The 26,699-nt window shown below is 37.8% G+C and carries 31 protein-coding genes; 18 read left to right on the top strand and 13 right to left on the bottom strand.

Translation table 11 applies throughout. The features are described 5' to 3' along the window. Positions 1–52: 52 nt before the first annotated feature. Positions 53–346 carry a YggT family protein gene (locus PN497_RS16390; RefSeq protein WP_096568216.1) on the bottom strand — a complete coding sequence of 98 codons (294 nt, stop codon included), beginning with the start codon at positions 344–346 and terminating at the stop codon, positions 53–55. A 211-nt stretch (positions 347–557) separates the two neighbouring features. On the opposite strand from PN497_RS16390, the gene psbX reads away from it, so the two are divergent. From psbX to PN497_RS16415, 5 genes are all read left to right on the top strand, one after another. Beyond that, on the top strand, positions 558–677 hold the full coding sequence (gene psbX, locus PN497_RS16395; RefSeq protein ID WP_096568218.1) for a photosystem II reaction center X protein: 120 nt from the start codon (positions 558–560) through the stop codon (positions 675–677). A gap of 25 nt (positions 678–702) precedes the next feature. Then, positions 703–882: a hypothetical protein gene (locus tag PN497_RS16400; RefSeq protein WP_190348323.1), complete on the top strand. Its 180-nt coding sequence runs from the start codon at positions 703–705 to the stop codon at positions 880–882. Between the two features lie 195 nt (positions 883–1,077). After that, positions 1,078–1,992 (top strand): Ycf66 family protein, encoded by a 915-nt coding sequence (locus PN497_RS16405; RefSeq protein ID WP_096568220.1) that lies wholly within the window; start codon positions 1,078–1,080, stop codon positions 1,990–1,992. Between the two features lie 46 nt (positions 1,993–2,038). Beyond that, on the top strand, positions 2,039–2,599 hold the full coding sequence (locus PN497_RS16410; protein WP_096568222.1) for a TolB family protein: 561 nt from the start codon (positions 2,039–2,041) through the stop codon (positions 2,597–2,599). A gap of 72 nt (positions 2,600–2,671) precedes the next feature. Then, entirely contained in the window at positions 2,672–3,199 is a 528-nt protein-coding gene (locus tag PN497_RS16415; RefSeq protein WP_096568223.1) for a TolB family protein, read from the top strand. A 95-nt stretch (positions 3,200–3,294) separates the two neighbouring features. Here the strand turns inward: PN497_RS16415 and PN497_RS16420 are convergent, their stop codons facing one another. Further along, positions 3,295–4,302, bottom strand: coding sequence for a succinate dehydrogenase/fumarate reductase iron-sulfur subunit (locus PN497_RS16420; protein ID WP_096568225.1), 1,008 nt, complete (start codon positions 4,300–4,302; stop codon positions 3,295–3,297). A gap of 908 nt (positions 4,303–5,210) precedes the next feature. On the opposite strand from PN497_RS16420, the gene PN497_RS16425 reads away from it, so the two are divergent. From PN497_RS16425 to PN497_RS16435, 3 genes are all read left to right on the top strand, one after another. Beyond that, positions 5,211–5,342 carry a hypothetical protein gene (locus PN497_RS16425; RefSeq protein ID WP_255427037.1) on the top strand — a complete coding sequence of 44 codons (132 nt, stop codon included), beginning with the start codon at positions 5,211–5,213 and terminating at the stop codon, positions 5,340–5,342. A gap of 450 nt (positions 5,343–5,792) precedes the next feature. Continuing rightward, on the top strand, positions 5,793–6,230 hold the full coding sequence (locus PN497_RS16430; RefSeq protein WP_096568227.1) for an AbrB family transcriptional regulator: 438 nt from the start codon (positions 5,793–5,795) through the stop codon (positions 6,228–6,230). A 201-nt stretch (positions 6,231–6,431) separates the two neighbouring features. Continuing rightward, a complete protein-coding gene (locus PN497_RS16435) occupies positions 6,432–7,301 on the top strand; it encodes a CPBP family intramembrane glutamic endopeptidase (RefSeq protein ID WP_190650675.1) in 870 nt (289 codons plus the stop codon). 47 nt (positions 7,302–7,348) lie between these two features. Here the strand turns inward: PN497_RS16435 and PN497_RS16440 are convergent, their stop codons facing one another. The 4 genes from PN497_RS16440 to PN497_RS16455 form a co-directional block, all read right to left on the bottom strand. Then, positions 7,349–8,470 (bottom strand): geranylgeranyl reductase family protein, encoded by a 1,122-nt coding sequence (locus PN497_RS16440; RefSeq protein WP_096568231.1) that lies wholly within the window; start codon positions 8,468–8,470, stop codon positions 7,349–7,351. 131 nt (positions 8,471–8,601) lie between these two features. Then, the gene (gene frr / locus PN497_RS16445) at positions 8,602–9,150 is read right to left on the bottom strand and encodes a ribosome recycling factor (protein WP_096568233.1); all 549 of its coding nucleotides are present in this window, start codon (positions 9,148–9,150) and stop codon (positions 8,602–8,604) included. Beyond that, the gene (pyrH, locus tag PN497_RS16450; protein ID WP_096568235.1) at positions 9,137–9,865 is read right to left on the bottom strand and encodes a UMP kinase; all 729 of its coding nucleotides are present in this window, start codon (positions 9,863–9,865) and stop codon (positions 9,137–9,139) included. Before pyrH ends, frr begins: the two co-directional genes overlap by 14 nt. 86 nt (positions 9,866–9,951) lie before the next feature. After that, positions 9,952–10,518, bottom strand: coding sequence for a thioredoxin family protein (locus PN497_RS16455; protein ID WP_096568237.1), 567 nt, complete (start codon positions 10,516–10,518; stop codon positions 9,952–9,954). 361 nt (positions 10,519–10,879) lie between these two features. Between PN497_RS16455 and PN497_RS16460 the strand changes: the two genes are divergently transcribed. Next, a complete protein-coding gene (locus PN497_RS16460; protein WP_096568239.1) occupies positions 10,880–11,830 on the top strand; it encodes a glycosyltransferase family 2 protein in 951 nt (316 codons plus the stop codon). An 82-nt stretch (positions 11,831–11,912) separates the two neighbouring features. Here the strand turns inward: PN497_RS16460 and PN497_RS16465 are convergent, their stop codons facing one another. From PN497_RS16465 to PN497_RS16485, 5 genes are all read right to left on the bottom strand, one after another. Then, positions 11,913–12,494: a DUF29 family protein gene (locus tag PN497_RS16465; protein ID WP_096568241.1), complete on the bottom strand. Its 582-nt coding sequence runs from the start codon at positions 12,492–12,494 to the stop codon at positions 11,913–11,915. A gap of 122 nt (positions 12,495–12,616) precedes the next feature. Then, positions 12,617–12,853 (bottom strand): type II toxin-antitoxin system RelE family toxin, encoded by a 237-nt coding sequence (locus PN497_RS16470; protein ID WP_096568243.1) that lies wholly within the window; start codon positions 12,851–12,853, stop codon positions 12,617–12,619. After that, positions 12,846–13,103 (bottom strand): hypothetical protein, encoded by a 258-nt coding sequence (locus PN497_RS16475; RefSeq protein WP_096568244.1) that lies wholly within the window; start codon positions 13,101–13,103, stop codon positions 12,846–12,848. The genes PN497_RS16470 and PN497_RS16475 overlap by 8 nt, the downstream gene beginning before the upstream one ends. Positions 13,104–13,204: 101 nt before the next feature. After that, the gene (locus PN497_RS16480; RefSeq protein WP_096568247.1) at positions 13,205–13,810 is read right to left on the bottom strand and encodes a PIN domain-containing protein; all 606 of its coding nucleotides are present in this window, start codon (positions 13,808–13,810) and stop codon (positions 13,205–13,207) included. A 7-nt stretch (positions 13,811–13,817) separates the two neighbouring features. Further along, positions 13,818–14,261 carry a hypothetical protein gene (locus PN497_RS16485; protein ID WP_096568249.1) on the bottom strand — a complete coding sequence of 148 codons (444 nt, stop codon included), beginning with the start codon at positions 14,259–14,261 and terminating at the stop codon, positions 13,818–13,820. A gap of 433 nt (positions 14,262–14,694) precedes the next feature. On the opposite strand from PN497_RS16485, the gene rpsB reads away from it, so the two are divergent. The 8 genes from rpsB (at position 14,695) to PN497_RS16525 (ending at position 23,995) form a co-directional block, all read left to right on the top strand. Next, complete coding sequence (gene rpsB / locus PN497_RS16490; RefSeq protein ID WP_096568251.1) at positions 14,695–15,486, top strand: 30S ribosomal protein S2; 792 nt, start codon at positions 14,695–14,697, stop codon at positions 15,484–15,486. Positions 15,487–15,582: 96 nt separating this feature from the next. Then, positions 15,583–15,723, top strand: a complete 141-nt coding sequence (locus tag PN497_RS16495; protein WP_193942392.1) for a hypothetical protein — start codon at positions 15,583–15,585, stop codon at positions 15,721–15,723. Positions 15,724–15,869: 146 nt separating this feature from the next. Continuing rightward, positions 15,870–16,811 (top strand): translation elongation factor Ts, encoded by a 942-nt coding sequence (tsf, locus tag PN497_RS16500; RefSeq protein WP_096568254.1) that lies wholly within the window; start codon positions 15,870–15,872, stop codon positions 16,809–16,811. 337 nt (positions 16,812–17,148) lie between these two features. Continuing rightward, a complete protein-coding gene (locus tag PN497_RS16505; RefSeq protein ID WP_096568255.1) occupies positions 17,149–18,018 on the top strand; it encodes a hypothetical protein in 870 nt (289 codons plus the stop codon). Between the two features lie 126 nt (positions 18,019–18,144). Further along, entirely contained in the window at positions 18,145–20,676 is a 2,532-nt protein-coding gene (gene recG / locus PN497_RS16510) for an ATP-dependent DNA helicase RecG (protein ID WP_096568257.1), read from the top strand. 45 nt (positions 20,677–20,721) lie between these two features. Then, positions 20,722–21,210, top strand: coding sequence for a hypothetical protein (locus PN497_RS16515; protein WP_096568259.1), 489 nt, complete (start codon positions 20,722–20,724; stop codon positions 21,208–21,210). Then, positions 21,207–22,460 carry a KGGVGR-motif variant AAA ATPase gene (locus PN497_RS16520; RefSeq protein WP_272110705.1) on the top strand — a complete coding sequence of 418 codons (1,254 nt, stop codon included), beginning with the start codon at positions 21,207–21,209 and terminating at the stop codon, positions 22,458–22,460. The genes PN497_RS16515 and PN497_RS16520 overlap by 4 nt, the downstream gene beginning before the upstream one ends. Positions 22,461–22,648: 188 nt before the next feature. Next, positions 22,649–23,995 carry a hypothetical protein gene (locus PN497_RS16525; RefSeq protein WP_272110706.1) on the top strand — a complete coding sequence of 449 codons (1,347 nt, stop codon included), beginning with the start codon at positions 22,649–22,651 and terminating at the stop codon, positions 23,993–23,995. A gap of 48 nt (positions 23,996–24,043) precedes the next feature. Here the strand turns inward: PN497_RS16525 and PN497_RS16530 are convergent, their stop codons facing one another. Next, positions 24,044–25,102, bottom strand: coding sequence for a tellurite resistance TerB family protein (locus PN497_RS16530; RefSeq protein ID WP_096568260.1), 1,059 nt, complete (start codon positions 25,100–25,102; stop codon positions 24,044–24,046). A 231-nt stretch (positions 25,103–25,333) separates the two neighbouring features. Then, positions 25,334–25,738, bottom strand: coding sequence for a hypothetical protein (locus tag PN497_RS16535; RefSeq protein ID WP_096568262.1), 405 nt, complete (start codon positions 25,736–25,738; stop codon positions 25,334–25,336). Between the two features lie 282 nt (positions 25,739–26,020). On the opposite strand from PN497_RS16535, the gene PN497_RS16540 reads away from it, so the two are divergent. Next, positions 26,021–26,699 (top strand): calcium-binding protein (locus PN497_RS16540; RefSeq protein WP_272110707.1); only part of this gene is annotated, 679 nt, incomplete at its 3' end.

Below are 26,699 nucleotides of genomic sequence, written 5' to 3' on the forward strand. Positions count from 1 at the left end.
CTCCTGCCTCCTGCCTCCTGCCTCCTGCCTCCTGCCTCCTGCCTCCTGCCTCCTAACTAACACGCGCCATCATGGTTAGTAATCCTTGCTGACCCAATAAAATTTCCCTAACTAAGCTGAAAATACCCACCCAAATAATCGGAGTGATATCAACCCCACCAATAGGAGGTACTACCTTTCTTAACAGCATTAAAAATGGTTCAGTTGGCCAAGCAATGAGATTAAAAGGTAAACGGTTAAGATTTGCTTGAGGATACCAAGTGAGAATAATGCGGAAAATAAACAAAAAAATCATCACACCCAACAAGGGTCCAAGAATCCAAGTAGTTAAGTTAACACCTGTCATAGCTTTAAGTTACCGTCTTTCCAAAAATCAACAAGTGGTAGTGTAATCTAGAAAATTTTAAGCTTTGTAAAGCCTTCTCACTCCCATCTTAACTAAATGCCGGCATTTTCTGGCCTCAGAAAATAATAGCTGAAAAGTTTTCTTGGCTTCTCAAGGAACTGATACACCATTAAAATTAAAATGAATTATGTAAAAAAAAAGGTTGAGAACTATGACACCCTCTTTAGCAAATTTTCTTTGGAGTCTCCTTTGGGGTACTGCTATTGTGGTCATCCCCGCTACTGTTGGTTTAATTTTCATCAGCCAGAAAGATAAAATCCAACGCAATTAAGCAATTGGGGACTGGGGAATGGGGAATGGTGACTGGAGACTGGGGACACTTCGACAAGCTCAGTGCATCGCTGGAGACTGGGGACTGGGGACTGGGTAATCAATTTGATATTTCCCAATCAACTATCAACTATCAACTATCAACTATCACCTTTTCCCCAATCACCAGTCACCTATCACCAGTCACCTATCACCAAAAATTGTAAACAGCTTCAGAGCTTATTTGCTAGATGCTTTGAAGCTTAAATATATTGTCAATAGTTAAAATAGTAATTTTAATTGTTAGCAATAATTGATGCTACAAGTCCCCGGATTAGTCCGTGTGGTAAATCTAAAATCCAAAATCTAAAATGCAAAATTAGATGACTCGCTAACATAGATGTGATATTGGGAAAAGAGCAATGATAAATTTTGGGCTGAACTCAGCCAGTGTTTTGGCTCAGGTAAATTTTGGGGCTAACTCAGCCAGTGTTCTAGGAATTTTCCTGGCTGTGGCTGGGGCAGCACTATATTTTCTTCGCACCGTGCGCCCGGAACTGTCACGAGATCAAGATATCTTTTTTGCGGCGGTTGGCTTACTGTGTGGTTTTATTCTCATCTTCCAAGGATGGCGACTTGACCCGATTTTGCAGTTTGGTCAGTTGCTGTTAGTTGGTTCTACTGTATTTTTTGCTGTTGAAAGTATTCGTCTGCGAAGTATTGCTACTCAACAAGCGAAACGCAATACTCCCATTGTGGATGATGAGCGAGAAGTCAGCAGAAAATATTCTTACTCTGATCGCCGTAATTATCAAGCGGAAATGGATGCCGATTTAGAACCGCTACCTTATTACGAAGAGGAAGAAGAAGAACGTCCCCCACGTCCCAGGATTCGTGGTAGCCGAGATGATCGTTCCAGCCGTGATAATTATTATGAGGAACAACCCCCACGACGAACAGAACGCCGCAGTAGCAGGGAAAAACCAGAAACAGCCGAAAGGAAACGTCGTCCGAGTTCTGGACGTTCCGTAAGTCTCAAGAGTGATAGTTTTGAACAAGAAAATTGGGGTTCTGTTTCTAAGGAAGTTGATGACTGGGAAAGTCCCCAAGAGGAAGTAAGAAAACCGTCACGTCGCAGTAATAACAGACCTCAACGCCCAGAAATCCGTGAGGATGATGTTACACCTAGACCTAGAAAACGTCGTCCATCTGCTGATTCACCTTCTCGCAGAGAAAGGAATGAAGATGAGGCTATACCTACTGATTATGTACCATATAAACCTCTGGAAACTCCCAATGAGGATTCAGGTAATACCAATGACTTTGATGATGTTTAAAACATTTAGCTGATGGTAATTTCAAGGGCGACGGAAAGCGGTTGATGTGAAAAAATTTACATCTGTATTGTGGCTCCAAAAGCGTATTCGTTGGAGCCTAATTTTTAGCCTCAGTGGGTTGCTTGTGTCTTGTGGTGCTGGTGAGATTCCGGTTGGGGTTTATTCTCTAAACAGTCGTTATACTGAGGAACAACCGGCTTTGAGTGGCAACGGACGCTTTTTGGCCTTTGTCTCTAATCGTAATGGTAATCAGCAATTGTTGATGTACGACTTGGAAACCCAAAGTTTTATTCCCACTCCCAGTTTAAACCGACGAGAAACTGTTGCTGAAAGTCCCAGTCTCAGCTACACAGGTCGTTATATTTGTTACCTCACGAGTGACCAAGGTAGACCAGTGATAGCACTTTATGATCGCGCTATGAAACAATCACAAATCATTACTCCTACCTATCGCGGCTGGATCAGAAATCCTCATATCAGTCCTGATGGACGTTATATAGTGTTTGAATCTGCCAGTCGTGGACAATGGGATATTGAAGTTTTAGACCGAGGACCCACTGTAGAATTAGATATTCCTAATGGTGCAACGGTGACTGGTGATAGGTGACTGGTGACTGGTGACTGGTGACTGGTGACTGGGAAAAATAACTAATAACTAATAACTAATGACTAATAACTAATGACTAATGACAAATTACTTTTATTTTTATTATTAAGTTCAACTTTGTTAACTGGGTGTTTTGGTTATCCGCGTATATTAAGTTATCCCTTTGATCCCGGTGGTCGCGGTTTAAACAGTTCAGCTTCGGAGTTAAATCCGCAAATTTCGGGCAGATATATTGTTTTTACTACTAATCGTCGCGGTAGCCAGGATATTTATATGTTTGATACTGTTACACGAAATCTAGTAGATTTACTAGGTTTAAATTCTTTTGATACTATTGCTGATCATCCTTCTGTGACTCAAGATGGTCGTTTTGTGGTTTTTGCTGGGAGTCGTCAGGGGCGCTCCTTTATTTTTCTTTATGATCGAGAAACTCGACAATCCAGAAATTTAACTGCTAATCTGCAAGCAGAAGTCCGCAATCCTACAATTAGTGCTGATGGTAGTAGAATTGCGTTTGAGTATAGCAATAATGGGCAATGGGATATTTTACTGTATGACAGGTTTGGACAAAAATTGAATATCCCCCAAGACCCAAGGTAATTGATAATTGATAATTGATAATTGATAATTCGTAATTATAAATTACTACCCAATCACCAATCACCAATCACCAATCACCAATCACCAATCACCAATCACCAATCACCAGATTTAACTGATTCAATGAGCGATCGCACTTGTTGAGTACCTTCTGAGGGTTCAAAGGAGAGGGGAAATTTACCCCTGACTAACATCCGTAAACCCAGAGGTGCAAGACTAAGTAATCCTTTTAAATCACGGAAATAATTACCAACTACTTGGATACCAAATTGACGTTCATCAATCCAACCACCTGCTTTAACTAGCTCAACCAATACTTTGCGGTGACGAATGGAACGGCTATCACTGGCTTTTTTGCGGTCAAGAATTTCTTGTTTAATTTTGGTAATTTGTTCTAATGGTGCAACTTCCATTGGACAAACAGAGTCGCAATAAAAACAACGAGTACAACCCCAAACACCTTTAGTTCCTTCGTTGTAATTTTCCAAGCGATTTTCTTGGTTACTATCGCGGGAATCTGCCACCATGCGGTACGCTTTGGCGAGAGCGTGGGGACCTACAAAATCGGAATTAACTTCACGGGCGTTGCATTCTGAATAACAAGCACCACACATAATACAATTACCTGTTTGATCGAGAAGCGATCGCTCTTGTGGTGTTTGCAAAAATTCTTTTTCTGGTACTTGTCGCGCTGCTGTACTGACATAAGGTGCAACCGCTTCTAAATTATCCCAAAAACTACTCATATCTACGACCAAATCCTTAATCACGGGCATATTTCCCAAAGGAGCGATCGTGATTTCATTAATGGTATGATTATGGTTTGTCGATAATGAAGATGATGAAATTTTTTGCAATCTAGCTAGTTCGCTGCCAACATTTTCTTTACAGGCTAAAGCTGAACGTCCATTAATTCGCATAGCACAGCTACCACAAATAGTATTGCGGCAATTTTTGCGAAATGCTAAAGTTCCATCTTGTTCCCATTTGATCCGATTTAGGCAATCAAGTATTGTATTACCTGGTTCTACCTGTAAAGGATAAGTTTGGACAACAGGGTGAGAGTTTTGCTGCTGGCGAATAATCTTAAAAACAACTTCCATATATTACCAACCAAATTCTAAAAATTGCCTTACCTGCTGCCAAAATAATGAGTACAAGCAGGTTGTTGTCAAAAATTAGCCCGTTATTTAACTTCAGTGGCTAATAAGCTGATGCTGAAGGCGCTTATGATTCCAGTTCAAGGATAACCATTAAAATTTTAGTTGTAGAAGTGCAGTCAGTGAAATTTATCGAAACAATCGAGTCTCAAAACGGACTTCATTCAAAGTTGTGGGAGGCGTGATAAATCCCCGTGACAAAAACCGCCTCCAGCAAAGCGACCTCCTGGTTTTGTGAACTGAGCAGTATTAGCAGGTGTTTAACATAGCGATGTGTTTACCTGAGCAAATGCAGCTTAGGCATGGAAGTTCAATTTGTCAAATATTTTTTTGCTTTTCTCTGACAAGAGGTGAGGGATATACCCTTCACTGGTTTATCCTCTACACTTGAGACTTCTTTAGTTTAGTCCTGTTTGTAAAAAGTCTTCCAGTAATAGCGAAATAAAAATTTTTTAAATATATAGAAGTGTTAAAGCGGCGGACAATTATTTGGTTATGGCTATCAAGCAAGGGATAGATGTGGTAAATTGATTCTTCCCCTAGACAGACGTGGAGAATAATCGGCGATATTTTCCCTGCTCCTAATAAACAGGGTGAAAAATACCAGGGGCTTTTTGTCTGATCTCCATCAAGAAAACCTAGATTTAAGTCACTCACTCAAAACGTCTCGCCTAATTATATAAACTTTTATAAAAGTCTTGACTCCATACTCATGAGACCATCAGTCCAGAGTAAAATCCTTACTCCTTTTTCTCTCCCCAACTCCAGTGATTTGAAAAAAAAATAATTTGCAAATTGTTTTTTAAATTCAACAAATATTTTGCTATTATTGGTTCATGATAGTATTTAATATGAAATTACGAAGTCACAAAACCAGTACCAAAGTCCGTACAAGTCCGGCTGCTACTGCTTTGTTGATTCGTAATGTAGAGACAAGAAAATTTGTGTCTCTATCGGCTGGACACAAGGGTGTATGTCTCTAAGACCATCAGCAAATACTATGCTGTCCTAAGCTGGAAATGACGAGTGGGTACAAACCTACAACTCAAGAGCAAGAAAGGCAAGCACTGAAAATGAAAAACCTGCAATTTATTGTATCTACAACTTTTTAGGAGTAGAACTAACCTGATTTGTAAAGGTGGCTTAAAATTACACCACTACACTAGCGCCAAAAGATTAAAATATTTTTCTTTCTCATGGCGAATGATGGTTAAAAATGCCGTACAATCAACGGAATAAAATTCTGTGACAACCATGATCTCTAATTGAATATGGAAAACCATATATAGAGATACTTGGGCTGATCATATCAGCAGGAATTCACACTTCACCCTCAAGTCTTCAGTAGCTCTGGACATTGGCTAAAAAGCCAAATGTAAAAATCAGGCTACATTGATGAACTGTTTCAAGAGATTAAGGAAATTTTGAACATAATGACAGAAACTGCAACCGCCCCATTAACAGGAAAAGCACTGCTGGCTAAAGTAAAAGAGCTTTCTAATTTACCACGCCGAGAAAGAGCGAAGCAGTGCGGCTATTACACCGTTACCAAGAATAATCAGGTGCGTGTAAATCTCACCGATTTTTATGATGCTTTGTTGTCAGCTAGAGGTATTCCTCTGAGTCCAGAATCTCCTAAAGATGGACGTGGTCGCGAACCGACATACCGGGTTAGTGTTCATCAAAATCGTCAAATCGTGATTGGTGCTACCTATACCAAAGCAATGGGTTTAAAACCTGGTGATGAGTTTGAAATTCGGTTAGGTTACAAGCATATTCACTTGATTCAACTTGGTGAAAGTGATAAAAAATTGACATCATCCGATGTGGAAGCTGATGAAGCTGATTTAGAAAATGAAGAGGAGGAATAAATTTCTCTGAGAGTAGGGGTAAGTTGTAAATAAATCTTTGCTTTCTTATCCCTACACCTCCCTACACCTACAAATAAATAGTATTTGTAGTTTAAAGGTTTGTTCATACAACAAAATAAGATTTGACATTTTGTATGCGTCACCAATTCTAGTAGAGTTTTGAAGGATAAGCAAGAACTCTCTGGGAGCTAGAAATCTATCGTGATTTTCTCGTCTGTTTTCTTTTCACTAATAGAGCCATCAGTCAATAATACATTACTGGCGTTGCTAAAAAATGCGCCAGTAGTGTTTTTTGTCATGGCTTTTTTTATGGTTTGGGTAGTATGTTGGTTGCCATTAGCAGCGATATCCGCCTTCATACTTAATTTGCAGCTTAATAAACCTTTACAGCCAGAGCAAAAAATTCCTTTATTGGTATCTCTCTATCTATTAGTACCTTTCATTCTCTGGGGAATTAATTGGTTAGGACTGGGGTCTTTTGCTAATTATGGCTTGGTGGGGAATATTTCTATTTTGCGTTCTTTGTGGCTGGGTTTGGGTTTAGGTGTGTTGGGACTGGTGATAGTGTTTACCTGTCAATTTTGGCTAGGTTGGTGCTATTTAGAAAAATCAAATATTAAATTAATTCCGGGAATTTTGCTACCAATTTCTTTGGTGGCTTTGTTTGTAGGTGGGATAGAAGAGTTGTTATTTCGGGGTTTTTTATTGATAACCCTGGAGAAAGACTACCCGATCTGGTTAGCAGCGATTATTTCTAGTTTGATTTTTGCCTTGCTGCATTTGGTTTGGGAACAAAAAGAAACGATACCGCAACTACCTGGGTTATGGCTGATGGGAATGGTTTTGGTATTGGCCAGGTTAGCTGATGGTGGTAGTTTGGGGATAGCTTGGGGACTTCATGCGGGTTGGGTATGGGCGATCGCTACCATAGATACAGCAGGATTAATAACTTATACAGGGAAAGTCTCAGAATGGGTTACAGGTAAAAACAAAAAACCCCTAGCCGGATTAGCTGGGGTTCTGTGTGTTCTGGTAACAGGAATAATTCTTTGGTGGTTTGTTGAGATTTAGGCATTGGGTAGGAAAAAACTAATCACCAATCACCAATTACCAATTACCTAACCCCCAAAACCAGGAATTAAACGTTTTAGAGCGCGACCAGCTACATCACCATATCGCAATTCACCACAAAGGATTTTACCCATAGTTTGAGCGCCAGAGGGACGTTTAACACCGACTTTGTAGCCAATACCAGGGAAGCGATAAAATGCGCCAGCTAATTTTTGCGCCCAAGCCATTTCTGAACCCCATTGTTCATGAATAGCCTCAGTGTAGTTTTCCAAGGCGTTGATATCACCACTAAGCGCCTCATTAATGAATTGTGCGGCTAGGACACCGCTAAAAATTGAGGGGCGAATACCTTCTGCGGTAAAGGGGTCAACAACACAAGCAGCTTCACCGGCTAAAACAGCATTTTGGGTATGCAGTTTTTGATTACCATCCCATAAGGATATGGGATAACCATATTGTTTGCTGGTTTTAATATCTACATTAAAATATTTGGCATATTCATCCAAAATTTTTTTAAAGTCCTGGGGTTCGCCACCAATAAACGTTCCGACTCCGAGAGAGTAACCGTCAGCTTTGGGAAAATTCCAGATATAACCGTTTTTGACTAAACCAAACTCAAAGTGAATTGTGGATTTATTCTCTACATTTGCCGGAATTTCTGCTTCTAATGCTCCTGCTAAACGACGTTTCCGGTCTTTGAAACCTAGCCATTTGGGCATTGAACCTTTAACACCATCCGCAGCAATTAAGTAGCGACCTGTGACTTGTCCGTTAGCCGTGTTAACTTGCCAATAATCACTTTTAAACTCAATACCTGTAACTTCTGTATTGTCTCGTAGTTCTGCCCCTTGTTTTTGAGCTTGTTGAACGAGAAAATGGTCGAATACATCTCGCCGCACCATCCAGACTGGTTCTTTGATGCCGATTTTGGCTTCTACAGGATCTTCTAGTTTCCAGGTAAAGCGCAGGGAGTCTACTTTAACGGAAATTGCAGGGCTAAAGTCAAAATCAAACCATTGAGCGATCGCTGGTGACACACCACCACCACAAGGTTTATATCTGGGCAGAGATGCTTTTTCTAAAACTAATACTGAGCGTCCCTGTTTGGCTAAATGATAAGCTGCTGATCCACCCGCCGGACCAGCACCAACAATGATACATTCGTACATAAATAAGGGAATAGGGAATAGGTAGGAGGCAGGGAGCAGGGAGCAGGGAGCAGGGGAGGTTAATAACCCCATCACCAGTCCCCAGCGATGCACTGAGCTTGTCGAAGTGTCCCCAGTCCCCAGTCCCCAATTTAGACGGTTGTAATGTCTTTTTCCTTCTCTGCCAGCAAGTCGTCGATTTTCGCTGTATATTTGTTGGTTAGTTTTTGTAGTTTATCTTGCTGATCTCGTGATTCGTCTTCGGAAATTTCCGCGTTTTTTTCCTGTTTACGAATTGAGTCAAGAGCATCACGACGGATATTGCGAATACCAACTCGACCTTCTTCGGCATACTTAGCAGCGAGTTTAGCAAATTCTTTACGACGGTCAGATGTCAAAGGTGGGATGTTCAAACGAATTACAGAACCATCATTGCTGGGGGTTAAACCGACATCTGACAAGGAGATTGCCTTTTCCACCATATTCAGACTCTTCTTGTCATAAGGCTGAATGAGAATGGTTGAGGCATCTGGTGTGGAAATGTTGGCCAGAGATTTTAGAGGTGTTGGTGAACCGTAGTAGTCCACCTGTACTTTATCGAGTAGGCTCGCATTGGCGCGGCCAGTGCGAATGGTGTTAAAAGCTCGTTGAGTAGCCTCAACGGTTTTTTGCATCGTACTTTCAGCTTCAGCTAATTTCACAAGAACCTCCCACAAGAGTGCCAATAGATTCTCCCATTACTGCACGGTGAATATTTCCTCGCGTTGTTAGGTCAAATACCAGAATGGGAATATTATTTTCTTTACATAAGGCAATTGCGGTACTATCCATGACTCGCAAATCTTCAGCCAAAACGTGGGCGTAAGTGAGGGTTGTGTAACGTTTGGCTTCAGGATAAATAGTGGGGTCAGCATCGTAGATTCCGTCTACTTTGGTGGCTTTAAAAATCACTTCTGCTTCTATTTCTGCTGCTCTTAATGCCGCAGTGGTATCTGTGGTAAAGAAGGGATTTCCTGAACCAGCACCAAAAATTACCACCCGTCCTTTTTCTAAATGACGGATGGCACGACGACGAATATACGGTTCTGCTAATTCTTGCATAGCGATCGCTGTTTGTACCCGCGTCTGTATTCCTATCCTTTCTAGCGAGTCTTGTAGCGTCATGGCATTCATTACCGTGGCAATCATTCCTATGTAGTCAGCGGTTGCTCTGTCCATTCCCGCTGATGCTGCCTTAACGCCTCTGAAAATGTTGCCACCGCCAACTACGATAGCGACTTGAACGCCAGTGGCTACCACCTCTGCCAACTCTTCGGCTATTCCCTTGACTACTTCTGGATCAATGCCATAGCCCATGTTGCCCATCAAGGCTTCACCGCTCAGTTTAAGTAAAACCCGTCGGTAATTCGTTCCCATGAAGTTACGTTTTATTTTATCAAATAAGTTGCAATTGCCTCCAATTTAAGATAGCAGTACAGTGGCAATCTGTGTCTAGTTCTGCGTTATTTTCGCCATACTAATGGCGTTCCCAGTTGTGGGGTTTGTGCTGGCTGGATTTCTTGACCTTCAAATAAAGAGGCGATCGCATTTCTTAAAAAATCTTCCCCAGTCGCTGATGGATCTTGAGGGTGTTCGTCAATTTGTCCTTTATAGCGCACAATCCCTTCATTATCAATTAAAAAAGCCGTTGGTGTGCTAACAGCACCAAAGCTACGAGTTACATCTTGTGTTGTGTCCCATAGGTAGGGAAAATTTAGTTCATGGCGCTGGGCAAAAACTTTCATATCTTCAAAGTTTGATCCAAGGTTGATATCTTCCCCAGGATTCACATCATTACCATTTAGTCCAATGAGTGTAAAGCTGCTAGGTGAAAATTCCGTTTGAATTTTTTTCAGCCTGTCTATATACTTTTCTACATAAGGACAGTGGTTAGACATAGAAATTACACATACTGAGCGTAAACTCTCTAGATAACGGCTGAGATGGTGTACACGGCCATCAATTCCTGGCAACTCAAAATCTGGTGCATAGCTTCCGATAGGAGTATCAATTGTTTCTAGTATATTCATTGTTTTTTGCCAGAAGGAACTAGGAACAAAAACTTGTGTAAATTCAGCGTTAGTTTTTTAGGTGCTAAACTAAGCCTTAGTATTTGTTTTCTATCCAAATTCATTTTATATACTAATTGAGTTAGCGTAAATTGTAAAACCTCCTGAATTTGGGATTTATGCTATTTTGAACATCCACAATGTTGTTTTTTGGGTAAATTTTCTGTAATAACCCTGTAAAGTATCATATATTTCTCTAATTCTCATGTAGTATGCCAAGCTCAAAATTCCAGGTTTGTCCTATGCTAGATATCTAAAATATGGGCAAAAATCTATTTAACATTAATTCTATTTAACATTTAATTTTGAGTTGTTTAGTGATATGGGTGAAACAGTGTTTTTTAGTGTTGTTATACCAACTTATAATCGGTTGCCAATTTTGCAGAAGTGCCTCCGCGCTTTAGAAGTACAGAATTTCAAGGATACAACTCTTGTAGAAGGGTATGAGATTGTTTTAGTGGATGATGGTTCTACCGATGGGACTTTAGACTGGTTAGCTGAACATCAAGATCAGTTTCCTCATGTGCGGTGTTTTCAACAGGATCATGCTGGTCCTGCGGCGGCGCGAAATTTGGGTGTAGAAAAAGCTGCGGGTGATACGATTATTTTTATTGATAGTGATTTAGTGGTTTTGTCTAATTTCTTACAAGCTCATAGTAATGCTTTATTGCAAGGAAGAGAGAAATTAGGAAACGACGCTTTTTTTACCTACGGTGCGGTAATTAATACTTGTAATTTTGAAAATCCCACTTCTGAACCTTATAAAATCACAGATTTTTCTGCGGCTTTTTTTGCTACGGGTAATGTGGCTATTCCTAAACATTGGTTAGAAAAAGCAGGTTTGTTTGATACTGGTTTTCAACTATATGGATGGGAAGATTTAGAGTTAGGTGTAAGGTTGAAAAATTTGGGTTTGCAATTAATTAAATGTCCTCAAGCTGTGGGTTATCATTGGCATCCACCCTTTAGTTTACAACAAATTGATAATTTAATTGATAAGGAAATTCAACGGGGAAGGATGGGAGTTTTGTTTTATCAGAAACATCCCACTTGGGAAGTGAAAATGATGATTCAAATGACTCTGTTTCATCGTTTGTTATGGGGTATGCTTTCTTTAAATGGTTTGTTTAATGAAAGAACTAGCGCCCCTTTATTGCAATGGTTGATTAATTTGGGTAAGCCGCAGTTAGCTTTGGAAATTGCGCGGATTTTTTTGAATTGGTATAATGTGAAGGGGGTTTATCAGGCTTATGGTGAGATGATGAATAAATGATTGTTTCGCGCAAAGAGTCAAAGGAGCAAAGGCGCAAAGAAGAGAAGAAGGGATATAATAGAAGAAGTGTGATATTTTTCTATTAAGGGTAGAAATCCTCATCTAAAATTTGCTCTACTGAGAAGGGAGAAGTTAGAGGATATTTATTTTCTGATGGTATGGTAATTCCAAATTTAGCCAGTTTACCTTCTTTTATGGCAAGTTTACGCGCATCGGGGTAAGATTTTTCTAATGCTTCTGTTAAGTAATTTTTGAGAGATGGGGTATCTGTTAAATTATCAATTTGACTGATTTTTAATAGTGTTTGTTTTTCAATATTGGTTAATCTATCCCAGGTTAAGAGGATGTTTGATTTGATATCTTCTGTTAAGATTAAATTGTTTTCTTGGATAAATTCTGCAATTTCACCTTGAAATACATCTTTTATTAAAATGCTGATATATTGTAAATATCGAGGATGAGTTTCGTATAAGTTTATTAGGTTTAACCAATGTTCTTGATTTTGCAATCTTTGATTTTTTAATATTTCTGTAGCTGCATTACCTAAACCTGATAATTCTAAGGAATGAATGGGGTAAATTTCATCATCTAAGGATATCAGTTCTTGGCATTTTTCTTGACTAATCAAAATTACACAGCTTTGATTTTCTATTGCTGTGATCATTTGTAGGTTGGGTTGACGTTAGAAAACCCAACTAACTACACTTAAATATAAATTACAACTTCCTCCTCTTTCCATAGCTAATAATTTTTATCAACCATAAAAACCCTTTATTTATAAACATCTCACCGCGCACCAATAGCCATGATCACATATAATTGATTAACAGTATCCTCAATAAACAAAATCCTATATTTACCAACTCTTAAACGACTTTCTTCTCTACCCTTCAATGGTTTAATATCAAGATTTTCTGTTCCTGTGATTAAACCATCCAACGCACGAATAATTCTTACTTGATCTTCAACTCTTAATCGTTCAAGATATTTTTGGGCAGGTTTTAAGATAATATAATCAAGCAAAATCTTCTCCTAGTAATTGACGCTTTAACTCCTGAGATGAAATTCCTTTATCTTTTCCTGTAAGATAATCTTGTAATGCAGATGCACTCATATCTAACAATTCATCATCTACATCTTCATCATTTTCATTAGTCTGTTGATCAGCAACATTTATTTTCTGAATAAACTCTAATACATAACTCAATTTTTCATCAGGAATGAGGCTGATTTGTTTTAATATTTCTTGACGAATAATGCTAGAATTAGTCATAAATCAAACTCCTATTTTTTGTCACATAACTATTATGTGTGTAAAATTATCATCAAGGTGAAACTTAATCTTGTTTGACATTTTCACCCTTATAACATTTATTATTGTTGATTTAACCATCCCTGTAAATTAGATACTTTACTAAAATAATTAATTCCCACATTAGCTAATACCTGTTGAATATTAGTCTTACCAAAATCCTTAGTATTTTCACTAAAAAATACCTTCGACATTGATAAATTATTCTGAGCATGAGCTAAAATCACCTGTAAAATAAAATCATCTCGCTTTTGATTTTTACCAGGTATTAAAGGAGTATTTAAGGTACTTTCCAACATTTCAATTCTGGGTTCAATCAATTCACCATGATTTTTCAGATATTCGAGAATCTTCAAAAATCGGTTTCTAAAATCAGTTAATATGTCATCATAATCAATTAAGGAACTTTCTAAGTAGTTGACAAAAGAGGTAGAGTTAGATAATTCTTTATTTCTTTTTGCTTCATTCATCTCTATTTGAATAGTTTGAGAAAAAGATTGACTACGTTTTTCTTCTCTTTCTATTGCTACTAGGGTTTCCATCAAGCAAATACTCGGTATCACAAACTTGAGTTTATCTGAAGACTGATAAACAAAATCTTCTAATTCTTTATTTCTTCCTTTGGCAATTGCCATAATGGAATTAGTTTCCAAATAAATAATTATCATAATATTATCATAATAATTGTAGCTCCTCTGTAGTTATATCATCCAAAAGAGCAAATAAACCAATTTCTTTCATTTCTTCAATGTAAGGAGGATTTTCACTTTTCCAATGATAATCTAAATCTCTTAACCAGGATTGAAGTAAAGTGATTAAAGTAAATTGATAGATGATTCCTTCAATACTTTTTGGACTATAAAATCCTAAAACTTTTTTGGTTTCTAATCTGGAAACTTCTGCAAAATTCGGACTTTTAAAGATTCTGATCACATCGGAGTTAGCAAACATCAAAAAAGGAATATTTTGGTATTTTTCCATTTTTAATATATTCAGTTCGGGAGAAGCATACATGGCGGAAAATCTCACATCTATCATTAAGATAGGTTGATCATCTTTATCTTTGGCGACAATGGCAGGATCAAAATCAATTGCTGTGGGTGGTTTAATTATGCTCATGTATTTTTACCTTTAATTTAAGATAATTGACATTTTTATTATAAATCAAATTCACCATATTTAGAAACAAAAATATTTATCTTAATATGAAGATGTTTGAATTTTATTGTTTGAATTTTATTCACATAATTTCTTTTATTTGCTGATTTTTGTTGTTATTAGTCAGCTTTTTTAGACTTGTGCCAAAAACAGCTATTTGATAATTAACCAATTTCTTAAAAATTCTGACTCCCTGAACTCCTGACTCCCTGAACTCCTGAACTCCTAGAACTCCTGACTCCTAGAACTCCTTCTTTCAAAACATTTCTGCAAAATTGCCACAATTGTGCTACCCTAGTATAGTTGTCTAAATTCCGCACATCCGGGGATTCGGGTGTTTCCGCTGTGGAAATACGCCTGGATGGAGGTTTAACCCGAATAGGAGCTATAAAATATGCCAGTCGTTTCTTTGGCTCAGATGATGGAGTCAGGTGTTCACTTTGGGCATCAAACCCGACGTTGGAACCCTAAGATGTCTCCTTACATCTACACTGCTCGCAATGGTGTACACATCATCGACTTGGTGCAAACCGCGCAGTTGATGGATGATGCTTACAACTATATGCGGACACAAGCAGAACAAGGTAAAAAATTCTTGTTTGTGGGTACAAAGCGCCAAGCAGCGGGAATTATTGCTCAAGAAGCTAACCGTTGTGGTTCTCACTACATTAACCAGCGTTGGTTGGGTGGAATGCTCACCAACTGGGCTACCATTAAAACTAGAGCAGAACGTCTAAAAGATTTAGAACGTCGGGAAGAAAATGGCGCATTAGACTTATTGCCTAAGAAAGAAGCGTCAATGCTGCGTCGGGAAATGGCGAAGCTACAAAAATACTTGGGCGGCATTAAAAATATGCGGAAAGTGCCTGACATTGTGGTAATTGTTGACCAACGTCGGGAATATAACGCTGTTCAAGAATGCCAAAAACTGGGTATTCCCATTGTGTCTATGTTAGATACAAACTGTGACCCAGATGTGGTAGATATTCCCATCCCAGCCAATGATGATGCCATCAGATCGATTAAACTGATTGTTGGTAAATTAGCAGATGCTATTTATGAAGGCCGTCATGGTCAGCTGGAAGTAGAAGAAGATTACGAAGATTACGAAGGCGCTGAGGAAGAGTACGACTACGATGAAAGTGAGTACACTGACTCAATGATGAGCGATGACGACGAAGAATAAGGACTAAACAATTTTGGATTTTGGATTTTGGATTTTGGATTTTTTGGGAAAAGCCCGTTGTTTTGGGTGCAACAAATCTCAAATCGTTCATTTCCAATGTCTAAGCTGCATCTGTTTGTGGTGCAGCCAATCGAAAATCTAAAATTGGCAGAGGCTAAATTTAAAATTCATCGCTTTTCTGTACGTAGTTCTCATCAGAGGACTTGCAGCCGTCGGGCAGACGGTGATGCTTGCTGAGGGTAAATTTCTTGGAATTCCTTTGAAGCAAGAATCCCCCGGCTTCTAGCCGTGGGGAATGTCAACAGCCCTGAGTAAGATAGAAATACTCAACACCCGTGAGCGATTATAACTCTAGGTCAAGTTAGGATAGGAATTGAGGCAACATGGCGGAAATATCTGCAAAACTCGTCCAAGAGCTACGCCAAAAAACTGGTGCCGGCATGATGGACTGCAAAAAGGCGCTGAAGGAAAATGATGGCAATATCGACGCAGCTATAGACTGGCTACGTAAAAAAGGCATCGCTTCAGCGGGTAAAAAGAGCGATCGCGTGGCAGCAGAAGGTTTAGTAGACACCTACATTCAACCTGATGGTAAGGTGGGTGTACTGATAGAAGTCAACTGTCAAACTGATTTTGTTGCCCGTAACGACGCTTTTAAAACTTTAGTTAAGAATCTAGCACAACAAGCTGCGACTGCGGATAGTGTTGAGTCTTTGCTGGCTCAACCTTACATTGAAAAGGCAGAAGTAACTGTAGATGAATTTATCAAAGAAAGTATTGCTACCTTGGGTGAAAATATCCAGGTGCGACGCTTTGTAAACTTCTCTCTTGGTGACACACCAGGAGTAGTAGACAGCTACATTCACACTGGTGGTAGAGTAGGTGTGTTACTGCAAGTAATCGCTAAAACAGACGATGCTGCTGGTAACGAAGAGTTTAAAAAATTTGCTAAAAATGCAGCAATGCAAGTTGCCGCTTGCCCCAATGTTGAGTATGTTAGTGTAGACCAAATTCCTGCCGAAACTGTCCAAAAAGAAAAGGACATTGAAATGGGTAAGGAAGACTTGGCGAATAAACCAGAGAACATCAGAGAAAAAATTGTTCAAGGACGGATTGAAAAACGCCTAAAAGAATTAACTTTGTTGGATCAACCTTATATCCGTGATCAAAGCATTTCTGTAGCAGACTTAGTGAAGCAAGTTCAGTCTAAAGTCGGTGAAGACATTACAGTGCATGGCTTTGTGCGATATGTACTGGGTGAAGGCATTGAAAAACAAGAAAGTAACTTTGCTGAAGAAGTAGCTGCTCAAATGGGCGCTAAGTAATAGCACTAAGTAATGGCGCTAAGTAATTTAGTTATGAGTCAGTAGTCAGTAGTTAGTTATTAATAGTATGTTATTAACTGAAGCTGCTGGACTAAAGATTTTTGACTAATGATTAAATCAGTACACAGTAGACAGGTCAGACAGTTTATGGTAAAATGAATGTTGATGACACTGATAACTGATAACTGATATTTGTAAAATCACAGGTCTGGCAAATTTTGCTGACCTGTATTTTATTGACAATTATTATTACAATTGGAGTAATTCAAAACTCTAGATAATCTGGATAATTATTTTCACTGCAAAATACAATTCAGGTGGAGAAAAAAAGGAAGATATGGCCAGAGCAATTGAGCGAATAGAAGAGGATATCACAGCCATAAAACAAGCGATTAGAGCGATCGCCACAGAACTCCACAGCAATTATGTCAATTATTTAACTATCCTGGGTGAAGCTTTACAAAAACAGTTAATTTTGGCAGTTTATCACGTTTGTACTCAAGGATATCCTGATAAATTTCTCAAATTGTCACTGAATCAGCGACAACAATTGCAACAAGGCATTCGTAAATTAGGACAAAAAGGCGCACAACAGTTGCTTGTTTATCTTCAAGGTGGAGATACGGAAGAAGCTGAAGAAACCGAGGAATTTGAGGAAACTGAAGAAATTGAGGAAACTGAGGAAACTGAGGAAACTGAAGACAGTAAAAACGATCCTCAATCGAAAATAGAAAAGCAAAAATATTTAGATCCTTCCAACCCCATAGAAGTGGCACAATGGCATCAAGATTTAGAGGAAGGAATTCAGAATACCCTGAGAAAAGTCTCCCAGGATGCCAATTCTTTAATTCAAAAAGTGGGAATTTTACCGAAAAAACTACCAGAACCGATTTTAGCAGCAGCCGCAGCAGCAGTTTCAGAAGCTTCTGGGGAAGTGATACCGGGTCCGCCTAATCTATTAAATTTAGTAATTGAAATCAGTAGTGACGATGAATCAGAAGATTCTAGCTTGACACAGCTGATAACCCTGAACTTGCGACTAGGAGACATTGAATTTGCTGATAACACACTCTTGTCAGCACGCAAACAAATTCGTAATATTTTACTGCAACTGAATAAATTAGGAAAAGAATATCAAAAGAAACACAGAGAATTGAAAATTGCGGAAGCGGAAGCGGCTTGGCGTGCGAGTTGGTTTGAGGACTAACTTATAGGTGACTGGTGACTGGTGACTGGTGATTGGGTAGAATTAACTAACAACTAATGACTAATGACTAACAACTAACAACTAATGACTAACAACTAATGACTAACAACTAATGACTAATGACTAATGACTAATGATACTCCCGATTGGATAAGATTGGATAAAGCCTTGGCGGTAGAGGCTGAAAATGGGTTTGTAGATTTGATGGGTAGACAATATCGCTTCAGTGAATTTCTCAGTTTAACCTTTGGGAAGTTTCCTCAAAGTTTACCAGCAAAAGAGCGATCGCGCTGGCATCATATCGCCTTTCAATTTGCTGAATATCCAGATTTAGCAGTAGAAATTAGACAGCAGTTAGTTGCTGAAGTTAAAACCTATCTTTATCAATTACAACAACAATTAGAATCGGGTGAACAGCAACATCAAGACATAAAAAAACAAGAAATCAAAAAACAGGAAATTAAAACCCAGGAAATTAAAACCCAGGAAAAAAATTATTCAACAAAAACAGTTAAAACAACTCCTATTGTGACTGAAACCAGTCGGAGACTAGCGCCAAAAATTGAGCAAAAACTCAGCGATTTACCAGAAATTGGCATCAAGAGAGCAGAAAATTTATCTCGTTTAGATTTATCAACAGTGAGAGATTTACTGTTTTATTATCCTCGTGATTATATTGATTATGCTCGTCAAGTTAACATTCAAGAATTACAAGGAGGTGAAACAGTAACTATCATCGCCGAAGTTAAGCGTTGTAATTGTTTTACCAGTCCTAAAAATCAAAAGTTATCAATTTTAGAACTATTATTAAAAGATAAAAGTGGACAAATAAAAGTTAGTAGATTTTATGCCGGTGCTAGATTTAGTAGTCGTGGTTGGCAAGAAAGTTTAAAACGACGTTATGCTGTGGGTAGTGTGGTGGCTGCTTGTGGTTTAGTGAAAGCCAGTAAATATGGTTTAACCTTAGATAATCCCGAAATAGAAGTATTAGCAAATCCTGGTGATGCGATAGAATCTTTTACTATTGGGCGGGTTGTACCGATTTATGGTTTAACGGAAGGAGTTGTTGCAAATACCGTCAGACAAGCGGTAATGGCAGCTTTACCTGCGGCAGCAAATTTAAAAGATCCCTTACCAGTTGGTTTAAGAAAAAAATATGAATTAATGGAATTAAAAGATGCAATTCCTAATATTCATTTTCCTAAAGATAGTGATACTTTAAAATATGCTCGTCGGCGTTTAGTATTTGATGAATTTTTCTATTTACAACTGGGTTTATTACAACGTCAGAAACAAGCCAAGGCAATTCAAACAAGTGCGATTTTAGCACCAAAAGGCAAATTATTAGAACAATTTAACGAGATTTTACCTTTTAAATTTACTAATGCTCAACAAAGAGTTATTAACGATATTCTCAATGATTTACAAAAACCTACACCCATGAATCGTTTAGTTCAAGGTGATGTAGGTTCGGGTAAAACTGTGGTAGCTGTGGTGGCGATTTTAGCAGCAATTCAATCTGGTTATCAAGCAGCTTTGATGGCTCCCACTGAAGTATTAGCAGAACAACATTATAGAAAGTTAGTTAGTTGGTTTAACCTGTTACATTTACCAGTTGAATTATTAACAGGTTCAACAAAAACAGCAAAAAGAAGAGAAATTCATTCTCAGTTAGAAACAGGTGAATTACCTCTTTTAGTGGGAACTCATGCGTTAATTCAAGATAAGGTAAATTTTCAACGTTTGGGTTTAGTTGTCATTGATGAACAGCATCGTTTTGGGGTAGAACAAAGGGCAAAATTACAGCAAAAAGGTGAACAACCCCACGTTTTAACCATGACTGCAACTCCTATTCCTAGAACATTAGCTTTAACAGTTCATGGTGATTTAGATGTGAGTCAAATTGATGAATTACCACCAGGAAGACAAGCAATTAAAACATCTTTGTTAACTGGTCAACAAAGACCCCAAGCTTATGATTTAATAAGAAGAGAAATTGCCCAAGGTAGGCAGATTTATGTAGTTTTGCCTTTGGTGGAAGAGTCGGAAAAATTAGATTTGCGTTCTGCAATAGATGAACATCAAAAATTACAAGAAAGCGTTTTTCCTGAGTTTCAAGTGGGGTTATTGCATGGAAGAATGACTTCCGCAGAAAAAGAGGAAGCTATTAATAAATTCCGGGATAATGAAACTCAGATTTTAGTTTCTACTACGGTGGTAGAGGTGGGTGTGGATGTTCCTAACGCGACGGTGATGTTAATTGAACACGCGGAAAGATTTGGGTTATCACAGTTACACCAATTACGGGGGCGTGTGGGACGGGGTGCAGCGCAGTCCTATTGTTTGTTGATGAGTAGTTCCAGAAGTCCTGATGCACAACAACGGTTGATGGTGCTGGTACAGTCTCAGGATGGGTTTTTTATCTCGGAAATGGATATGCGTTTTCGTGGTCCTGGGGAAGTGATGGGGACTAGACAATCTGGAGTAGCGGATTTTACTTTGGCTAGTTTGGTAGAAGATGAGGATGTGTTGCTGTTAGCGCGACAAGCAGCAGAGAAGGTGATTGATATGGATGCGAGTTTAGCGCGTTGGACTCTGATGCGGGATGAGTTGCAGTATAGGTATACGCGGTTAATGGGGGGAGCAATTTTGACTTAGAATAATTGAGGAAATTCTTTAATTACAGGAAATCAAAATAACTTAATGGCAAAAATACCTTTTACAGACAAGGAAATGGAGAAAGCTTGGCTGAGAAATATATCTGCTTATTACAAAACACCTCAACCTCATACCAATGCCCATCGGTTATTATTATTTTATGCCGTCGAATGTGGTCTTAAAGCAATTTTCATGAAAAAAAAGCGTTGTCCTCGCACTGATTTGGATTTATGCCAAGAAATTATTGAATGCGGACATAATATCAATGATATGTTAGATTGTGTAGAAGCACAAGGCGACTTAAAACTACCTGAAATACGGATAGAGGATATACCCGATAAAAGGAATAATAAAAAGAATAAACAAGAAAAGAGAAGATTAGATAGTGGACAAATTAACCAAATATGGAGATATGGCGCAAATATTATTGGTATAATTACTAAAAAAGAAGAAAAACCACAAACCGATGAATATATAGAAAATAAACTGTTAGAAATATCAAAATGGATTGCAAAGAAAATTGACAAATTATGAATGAACTAAAAAAAATAAAATTATTTACTTGGCTCGATGTCATAAGAATTATTCGTCAAAAAACCAGCTACGGTACTAATCTACCAGAAGGAATATTAAAAATACGTTGTTACTCGGATAGCTTGGAAATATATCTTTCCACAGAAGAAGATCAAGATACAGTTATTCATCATTTAAAGAATTGGTTTAAAGACTGGTATCAAAAAGAAGAATCCTTGATTTTTATAGATATTGGAGATGCAACATTACCTGTAGAATTTATCATTGGTGAAGAACCTTATATAACTGATGTTGAAATTCGTCCTTTTTGGGAAGAAATTGCATATTTGAAAAGTGAATCAGAAACAGAAAATGCCATTCAGCAGGTTGTTAAACTGCCAGCAATGTCCCCTAATAACTGTAATTTAATAGCCTTCTATTCTTTTAAAGGTGGTGTGGGGAGAACTTTAAATTTAGCAGCGCATCTTTTCGCTTTACTAGATAGAGCTAAAGAGTTAAATCAACCGATCAAAATACTTGTGATAGATGCTGATTTAGAAGCTCCTGGCCTTACATATTGGAATGCTTCGGAAAGCCAAAAACCAGAAGTTTCATTTATTAATTTTTTAGAGGTTTATCATTATTCACCGATTGATAGAGAAGAAGCTCTGTCATTATTTGCCAAAGAGGTAAAAAAATCAGCTAAAAATGAAGGACAATCTAGTATATATTTCCTACCAGCATTTCTTAAAGACGAAGACTTATTAGATACTCCTATTTTACCTGAACATTTGGTAAGAGGTATAGATGGAGTTTGGGAATATGGGAATGCTCTTTATAGTTTAGGTGCAATTTTGGCAGTAGATTATATTTTTATTGATTTGAGAGCAGGTTTAAGTGAAATCTCAAGTCCGATAATTTTTGATCCTCGAATACAGCGTTTTTTGGTGACAACTATTAATGATCAATCTATTCAAGGTACAAGTCTGGTTTTAAAACAAATTGGTAAAGTTGCACCACCAGAAGCAGAAGTTAAAAATAAAACATACTATGATCCAACTATAATTATTAGTATGTTAAAAGAAGAATTTAAAGAATTACCAAATTTTAACAATGCTGTGACAGACTTAGTTTATGCTTATGGGCAAGATAAAGATGATAAATTATCAAATGAGAAAAGACTAGAAATTAAAGAAGCCTATTTTGCTGAGGAACTATTGTATATCAATAATTGGGATGATGCAAGATCAAAGTTAGAGGAACTACGGTAAGAGAAAATGCTCTAAATTGGGCAAATCAGCAATTAGTCATTGAGGATCAAGAAATTACGGAAAATATAGAAGAAATAAAATCACGTCAAAAACAAGAAGTAACCAAACTAAGAGATTTATGTCAAAAGTATGAATATGCTGAATCGGGAGAAGGGGAAGATTTACTAATCACAGAACCTTGGCAAAATTTGGCAACTAATTTTCAAGATGAATTACCTCATGTAATATCAATTGGAGCAAAAGGAGCAGGAAAAACATTTAATTATATTCAGCTTGCACGGTTTAAATATTGGGAAAAGTTTATTAATACAATTAGTAAACTTTCTCATGAAATAATTAATGAAACTGTTACTCAAACACATATTTTTCCTTTTTTGGAATCACGTACACTCAAAGAAAATGCTAATACTGTCATCAGTGAAGCTAGAAATGAGACAAGAATAGCATTAGATAATCATGTTCCTGAATTTAAACATTCCGAATATGTAGATAGGATCAAGAACACACTAGATATTGAAGATTGGAATGAACCACGATGGACTCAATTCTGGGTTGGTGAAATTGCCAAATCAATTGGCATGAGTGAAAATATAGATAATCCTCATACTTTGAGTAATATAAATCAATATTTAAGAAATAAAGAATTAAAAATTATCTTTTTGTTTGATGGATTAGAAGATATTTTCTCTGATATTGCTGCTAATGAAAAACAGCGTATAGCTTTAAAAGCGTTGATTGATGATTTACCGAAGAAATTATCAGAAATTAGGCAATCTCACCTGGGTATAATCATTTTCTTGCGTCGTGATTTTCTCAGATATACAATTACTCAAAACTTAGGACAATTTGAAAATCTTTACCGTTCCTATGATTTATATTGGAATCACGAATCTTTCTTGAGGTTAGCTTATTGGATTTGTAGTGAATCTAATGTTATTGGGGCAGAAAAAGGCAATATTTATAGTATAACTAAAGAAAATCTGATTACTGAATTAGAAAATTTATGGGGTAAAACTCTGGGTACTGAAAAATCTAAAGAAGCATATACAGCTTCTTGGGTATTTGCAGCTTTAACTGATTTTAAGGGTAAACTTCAGGCGAGAGATATTGTGCGCTTTTTGCATTATGCAGCTAAGATTACATTAGATAATGCTAAAGATGTAAACTTTGAAAAGTGGTATACAAATCGACTATTACCTCCTCAAGCTATTCGCCGAGCTTTAAAACCATGTAGTGAAGAAAAGGTGAGAGAAGCTACAGAAGAATATCCAGCTTTTAAAAAATGGGTAGATGAACAACTTCCTCCTGCTTCTGAAAGAAAAATACCTTTTGCTGTCGAGCAGTTCAACATGGATCAGCAAACTGTAAGAATGTTAGAAGAAATGGGGGTAATTTATGAAGATAAAGAAAAAGAGGAAATAGCGCGATTTTATATGCCGGAAATTTTTCGAGAAGGTTTAGGTTTTTCTGGTCAAGGTGCAAGACCTCGAATAGTAGCATTAAAGCGTAGGGTACTAGGGAAAGGCATTTTGTAATATTTGTCTGTTCGGCTGACGCTCACGGCGAAGCCTGTCACCTGTCACCTACTCACTAAACTCCATCGTCTCGATAAACTCTAAAATATTCTGTTTAATATCCTCTGCTTCATCCAAAATAGGACCGGGACTATCACCATTGAAAAATGTCCGCTGACTGCTAACTATATACAAGAAGTCACCATTGATGAAAGCTAACAAACCCCGATAAGCATCTAATCTAATGGCATTGCCGTTAGTTTCTTGTTTGGAAATTGTTGAGCCTTTGGGCATATCAACTAATACATAATAATAACCTTTTAAGGTATCTTGTAAATATTCTGTATACTTGATTTCTGCACCTGGGACATTAACAAAAATGGCTTGTGGTAAATATTTTTCGATTAAAATAGAGTGGAGATATGTTTCCTGTCCCTGAGATTCCATTGTTGCTAAATGTTCGGTTGGAAGAGGATAATAATCAATTCTCAGTAAAGTTCCAACATCATCAGAAAAGCTAACTATTCCTTCTTGACTTTGAATTTTTCCTCCCTGTTCTGGGGTAACTGGTATGGGAACAATAAAATTACCCAAAGGTGATTGATATATTTCTTGCCCAAATTCATCTAATAATATTGTTTCCTGTTCTATGTCTACATATTCTTCTTGATATTCTGCTTCTTCTATTGCAGCTATGATTTCTTTGATCATTTCTTCTGCTTCTATATCTTCTAGTTCTAAGGCTTGTTGTAGTTGTTTGATGTACGGCTGTTTTGGTGTGGGAATAGTTAGGGTTTCGTCGTCTAAAAGCAATACTACCCCAGCAGCAAAGGCATCTAATACTATTTCATCTACAAGGCTGGCGTTGGCGGTGTTAAATAATGCCCCTAGTCCTTCATCTTGGGCGATCGCTACCAGTCTATCAACTATTTCTAGCATTTCCTCGGCTGAGTATTCATTAAAAACCTCAAATTCCCAGAGAATACCTGCTAAACTTTCTGCATCTAAGTCTTCAATGGAAGAATCAACTATTCCGGTAATTACACCTATAGCTGCTACCGCTTCTTCTGGACTCAATGATTCTTGTGAGATTTTTTTTGACTGAAATATTTTATCATACTTGGTCATAATAGCTCCATCAATACTCTTTTAGTAATAACCGATGTCTCAAAGTAACAATTGTTAGTTTAGCAAGGACATAAGCCTTGTCTAGATTTTATCTAGTATTTTGGTAATCTATGTAATCAGTAAAGGATACCAAAAACCAGTCGCCACTTTTCCTGATTACTGTTTTTTCCGTATAGATCAGGTTTCTGACTCTGATTTTTGAGTTTCATTCATACACAAACCTATGTAACCTTATTTACTCGGTTGAGTAATACGTTCCTCTATATCTTCCAAGGTGCGTAACAATAGACGTTTTGCTTGTAACTGCCAACCCCATTTTTGGATTCTAAAAGCTGCTACAGTCCCCACTATGGCTGCTAATAAACCGATAGGTTGATTCAGAGAAATTCCTAATAATAAACCCAAGCCAGCAATACCCCAAAATGGTAAGGCTGCGGCTTGTCTTTGTTCCTCTACTATTTCTGCAATTTTACTAGATTGCATTGTAGCTAATAATTCCGATTTCATTTGCCGTTGTTGTACTAGTGATAAGGATAAACTTATCTTCCTGCGTAGTTTTTCTATCTTCCTGGCATCAGTGCTGTACTCGGTTAGTTCATCTTCTGCCATTTTCAAGAATTTTTCTAATTGTGACATGGTGCATCTATCCGCTGTTTTATGTACAGTTATTATCTCTAATAATTGTTCATTTTTCTTGACTATACTTTACAAGGTCATAATTTGAGTTTTTTCAAAAGTCTGAAATTTCAGGGTGAGTACATTGGTGACAAGTTAAGCCTGAAAGAATTTTGTCAAGAGGAGAGGCTTTTGGGGGATGATGGAAAAAGAATTGGTCAGTCCCACGGTTGACATATCACCTTAAGTTGTGCAATAGATGAGTTGTATAAATACCTTTTTAACAGAATCAAGGTCAAATATATGACTACCATACCTGGCACAAATGGAAATGACTATTTAGTGGGAACACCTGCAAATGACTTCATCTACGGCTACGGTGGCAACGATACCCTCATTGGTGGTGATGGCAATGACATTCTTGATGGTGGTAATGGCAACGATACCCTCATTGGTGGTAATGGCAACGATACCCTCATTGGTGGTAATGGCAATGACATTCTTGATGGTGGTTTAGGTGCTGATACCCTGATTGGTGGTGATGGCAGTGACACATACTATGTAGATAATGCAGGTGATGTAGTTACGGAAAACTTTAACGATGCTTTAGGTGGTGTTGATACAGTATTCTCCTCGGTAAACTTCACCTTGGGATTTGGACTAGAAAACCTGGCATTAACTGGTTTTGGTAATATTAATGGTACAGGTAATGGCAATAATAATGTGATCATTGGTAACAGTGCCAATAACATTCTTACGGGTGGCTTAGGTGCTGATACCCTGATTGGTGGTGATGGCAGTGACACATACTATGTAGATAATGCAGGTGATGTAGTTACGGAAAACTTTAACGATGCTTTAGGTGGTGTTGATACAGTATTTTCCTCGGTAAACTTCACCTTGGGATTTGGACTAGAAAACCTGACATTAACTGGTACTGGTAATATTAATGGTACAGGGAATAGCAATAATAATGTGATCA

This window comes from Sphaerospermopsis kisseleviana CS-549, from assembly GCF_028329225.1.
Classification (GTDB): domain Bacteria; phylum Cyanobacteriota; class Cyanobacteriia; order Cyanobacteriales; family Nostocaceae; genus Sphaerospermopsis; species Sphaerospermopsis kisseleviana.